The organism is Microcystis sp. LE19-41.2A, from assembly GCF_027530405.1.
Lineage (GTDB): Bacteria > Cyanobacteriota > Cyanobacteriia > Cyanobacteriales > Microcystaceae > Microcystis > Microcystis aeruginosa.
The window spans coordinates 1-3,647 of the sequence record NZ_JAPZQJ010000037.1 but is presented as its reverse complement, the minus strand read 5'-3'; the positions used below and the strand labels follow the sequence as shown (position 1 = coordinate 3,647).

The 3,647-nt window shown below is 46.8% G+C and carries 5 protein-coding genes; 3 read left to right on the top strand and 2 right to left on the bottom strand.

What is annotated here, in order from left to right; translation table 11 throughout:
- Window positions 1–16: 16 nt before the first annotated feature.
- The 3 genes from O9290_RS01860 (at window position 17) to O9290_RS01850 (ending at window position 938) form a co-directional block, all read left to right on the top strand.
- On the top strand, window positions 17–292 hold the full coding sequence (locus O9290_RS01860) for a hypothetical protein (RefSeq protein ID WP_002765009.1): 276 nt from the start codon (window positions 17–19) through the stop codon (window positions 290–292).
- 216 nt (window positions 293–508) lie between these two features.
- Window positions 509–718: a type II toxin-antitoxin system HicB family antitoxin gene (locus O9290_RS01855; protein WP_002734849.1), complete on the top strand. Its 210-nt coding sequence runs from the start codon at window positions 509–511 to the stop codon at window positions 716–718.
- Window positions 711–938 (top strand): type II toxin-antitoxin system HicA family toxin, encoded by a 228-nt coding sequence (locus O9290_RS01850; protein ID WP_123231136.1) that lies wholly within the window; start codon window positions 711–713, stop codon window positions 936–938. Before O9290_RS01855 ends, O9290_RS01850 begins: the two co-directional genes overlap by 8 nt.
- Before the next feature lie 154 nt (window positions 939–1,092).
- Here the strand turns inward: O9290_RS01850 and O9290_RS01845 are convergent, their stop codons facing one another.
- On the bottom strand, window positions 1,093–2,040 hold the full coding sequence (locus O9290_RS01845) for a PRC-barrel domain-containing protein (protein WP_012268138.1): 948 nt from the start codon (window positions 2,038–2,040) through the stop codon (window positions 1,093–1,095).
- Window positions 2,041–2,304: 264 nt separating this feature from the next.
- Entirely contained in the window at window positions 2,305–3,564 is a 1,260-nt protein-coding gene (locus O9290_RS01840) for a dihydrolipoamide acetyltransferase family protein (protein ID WP_012268139.1), read from the bottom strand.
- Window positions 3,565–3,647 lie beyond the last annotated feature (83 nt).

Genomic DNA, 3,647 nt, shown 5'->3' with positions numbered 1-3,647 from the left:
CAACGGGGTCAGGACAATGACAGTTAATCAACTCCGCTACAGCAAAGAAGAATTCGCCCGACGTGGTAATGAGATTTATCAATCTCAGGTGCGCCCCCAAGTCGAGGAAGGCAATCATGGGAAGATTGTAGCCATAGATATCGAAACAGGGGCTTTTGAAGTAGCAAAAGACAGCCTCACAGCTTCCGATCAACTTTTAGCCCGATTGACCGATGCTCAAATTTGGTTCGTAAGAATCGGACATCGAGCAGTTCATCGAGTCGGTTTGATTGGGGCAAATTTATTTCAATGATTAATCAACTCTACGCTTGTTTTTGCACAATCTTCTCACTCAATTCTAGGAAGGTGGGACAATATTGGATTAATTACTAATAACTTAATATCTTATAGAGTTTTTCAAAAAGCGTGAGTTGGGTCAATGATCAGGAAACCTAACTATTTTCTAACCAAACGATTAGGAAACAGTTATGTTATGATTTTCAGAGTAAGCCGGAGATGATAAGACACCATGAAAAATCGCATCTTTACTGTTATTTTGTACAAAGAAGATAATATGTACATTGCTGAATGTCCAGAAGTTGGCACAGTAGATCAAGGAGAAACAATTGAGCAGGCGATTGCTGGATTGAAAGAAGCCACACGGCTTTACCTAGAGGAATTTACCTTACCAGAAACATCCCCTAGATTTGTGACCAGTATTGAGGTTAGTTATGCCTAAGCTGCCACGAATCTCTAGTGGGGAGGCAATTAGATGTCTTGAACGCTTAGGCTTCGAGCAAGTTCGTCAAACAGGTAGCCATGTTGTGATGAAGAAAGAAACCGAAGAGGGCAAAATTGGCTGTGTTGTCCCTTTACATCAGGAATTGAAGGTTGGTACATTAAGTGGAATTCTGAAACAAGCCCAAGTCACAGTTGAAGAGTTCATTGAAAATCTGTAGAGTCTGACAAATCACTGCACTCGACGTGATACCAAATACCAAAAGTATTTAGTCCCCCCAGAGAACCCCCTTGAGCCACATAGCACACTTTTCTTTTTTTGTCAAATTTTATGTTAAGAAAGATGTAACTAATGGATAGGGGGACTGTCAAAGATTAACCGTCTTCGTATTCGGGGATTCTCTCTTTTTTCTTCTCGGTGATATTGATGCGGGGGGGATTGTAATCTGGTTCCACGTCATCATCCCACATATCATCCTCGGCCTTATCTTCGTAATCGTCGTACTGAGGACGAGAAAAGCTTTCTGCGCGTTCTGAGCGAGCTTCTCCCCAGTTATCTTCCTCTTCCTCGTATTCTTCCTCATAATAACGAGCTTCGGCCCGTTTTTGCGGTGGGGGAGTGGCACGCAGGGGTTCTTTTTCCCATTCATCCTCACTCCAGCGTTCTTCAACGGGTTTAGCGGCCTCAACGGGAGTGCGGAGGGGAATGCCCGTACCTAACTGATTTTCCGGACGAGCAGCGGGAGTATAATAAGCTTCTTCCTCTTCTCTTTCCCAGGGGGGACGACCAATACCCAAACGTTCCAAAACCCCCACACTAACCTGCGTGAGACGTTCTTCGGCCCCTTCAAAGACAATTAAGCGATTCGGACCGCTGCTAACCACTTCTTCAATGGCAATTTCGTAGGTACTGATCAATTGTTCGGGGATAAGAGGCAATCCCAGGGAAGCGATGACAATGGAATGTAATTGACCACTAAGGGGATCAAATTGATAATCGCGGACTTTGCCTAAAGGTTCGCCGGTTTCCGTGATCACTTCACTACCGATTAAGGGAGTATAAGCATCGATATCGACGGATTCCAAGACGTTATCATCTTCAACGAGAACCACGTCTCCCGTCTGACTGATGCTCGATAAATACATATATTGAGGCATTCCCGACAAGGAGAGGATATTATCGCGGAGTCCCAGGGCAACTACTTCTCGTTGATCGATATCTACAAGGATATCTTTAACAACGCCGAGTTTTTTGCCTGTATTGCGAGTGATAACCTGTGTATTTAAAAATTCTGAACGTAAGCGACTATTCTCTGTGATCATTTTTTCCTATGGGTAGGCGTTAGGTCGTGGGAATACGAGTTATTGTAGGCTTAATATATAGGGCGAGATCGAGGGTTAATTTACCGATATTGGCTTAGATCTTAAAGTTCCCTGAGATTAACACTTTTTTTGGCCTTGTTTGGGCGATAGTTTCGGGTGATAGATAGGGTTAAACCCATTTTAGCTAATTCTTTACATTTTTTTAGTAACAACAAAGCAGGAGCTAGAGAGAAACTCCCTTGGCTCCTGCTGTCTAGATTCTGATTACATAGTTAAGGACTGCACCTCAGTTTCGATCAGTTTAGCTAAGTCTTGCAGGAAGGAGGCTGCATCGGCCCCGTAGATGACTCGGTGGTCACTGGTGAGATTAACCGTCATCTGTTTTTGCACTCCGAATAAACCATCTTTATTGACGACGATTTGGGGACGGGAAGCACCCACGGCTAGGATCGCACCTTGGTTGGGGGGTAAGATAGCGGTAAAGCGATCGACTCCGAACATTCCCAGATTAGAAATGGTAAAAGTACCGCTATTATATTCTTCCGGTTGCAGTTGTTTACTGCGGGCGCGATCGACTAAATCTTTCCAACTGCGGGAGAGGGAATAGATATCCATCTGGTCAGCAGAGCGCAAAACCGGCGTAATTAAGCCACCACCAGGCATAGCTACGGCTACGGACACGTTAATCGCCCCGTGGTATTGGATTCCTGCGTCGCTATAGCTGGCATTAACTATAGGATGTTTAGCGAGGGTGTTGGCTACCGCTTTTGCTAACAGGGCCGTCATGGTGACACCCTTGGATTTTAGCTGTTGATAGAGTTGATCCAGTGGGTCAGTGGTGATAGTGTAGCCCACTTGGAAGGTGGGAACCTGTAGGCTAACCGACATATTCTGGGCGACGGCTTTTTGCAGAGTGGTGAGGGGAACAGTCCGACCGACCGGGGCGCTGGCCGGAATCGGGGCTTTAGGAGCCGCTACAGGCACGCTGACGGGTTGCGGGGGAGTAATGACGGGAGCGGGGGCGGTGCTGACTTTTCCTGTCGCTTTTTCTACGTCTTCGGCGGTAATTCGTCCGTGGGGACCGCTACCCACTAGGGTTTTCAGATCTACCTTTAATTCTTTAGCCAGTTTTTTGGCCCTGGGAGAGGCGACTAAACGGCCATTATCTTTAACGGCGGCGACGGGTATCGAAACGGGAGGCGGAGCGATTTCTGGGGTCTCTACGGGCTTGCTAGGGGCAGCTGTGGCGGTTTTTCCCTGAGCTTTGGCCAGTTCAATTTCCGCTTCAGTTTCGGCGATATAGGCGATCGCTTCCCCCACGGGTGCTTCCTGGCCGGCTTCGACTAAAATTACAGCGAGATAGCCATCATAAAACGATTCTACGTCCATGTCGGCTTTGTCGGATTCGACCACTAACACCGTTTCCCCTTTGCTGACTTTTTCCCCGGGGGACTTCACCCAAGAAACTATTTTTCCTTCGGTCATGGTGGAACTGAGCGCGGGCATGAAGATATCTCGAATCATGGTGGAGTGCTTCTATCTCTAATGTTTTGAGCCATAGGGCATTTTACCACAGTTGATGGGGTTGGGGGTGTGGGGAAGTGGGG